The sequence below is a fragment of the Protofrankia sp. CiP1_Cm_nod2 genome (assembly GCF_920664355.1).
Taxonomy (GTDB): Bacteria; Actinomycetota; Actinomycetes; order Frankiales; family Frankiaceae; genus Protofrankia.
Map to the genome: position 1 here is coordinate 1 of NZ_CAKKTL010000297.1, position 452 is coordinate 452.

Below are 452 nucleotides of genomic sequence, written 5' to 3' on the forward strand. Positions count from 1 at the left end.
GTCGAGGTGGTTGCCGCGGATGACCCCGCCGGTGGTGGCTTCCTTGATGTCGATGGCTTCGGCGGTGACGCCGCTGATGGTGTTGCCGATGATCTGGTTGCGGTCGGAGGCGTCGGGGCGGTTGTCGCTGAAGCGTTTCCAGTTGGATTCGGCGGTGCCGATGTAGATGCCTTCGCCGTAGCCGGGGTCCTTGCGGCCGGTTCCGGTGACGGTGGTGCCGATGATGAAGTTGTCGGTGGAGAAGTTGCGGAGGTGGATGCCTTCCTGGCCGATGGTGCGGACGAGGAGGTTGGTCAGGACGGCGCCGGTGGTCTGGTCGGCCATGACGCCTTTCTGGCTGTTCTGGATGGTGAGGCCGTCGAGGTGCCAGTGGTCGGCGTTGTCGAGGTGGACGGCGTAGCCGCTGGTGAGGTCGCCGCCGTCGATGATGGCGTTGCGGGTGCCGCGGAGGG

1 protein-coding gene is annotated in these 452 nt (G+C 66.2%); it reads right to left on the reverse strand.

Annotation, left to right across the window (positions count from 1 at the left end; translation table 11 throughout):
- Positions 1-452 (reverse strand): right-handed parallel beta-helix repeat-containing protein (locus tag NBW84_RS22010; RefSeq protein ID WP_250287038.1); only part of this gene is annotated, 452 nt, incomplete at both ends.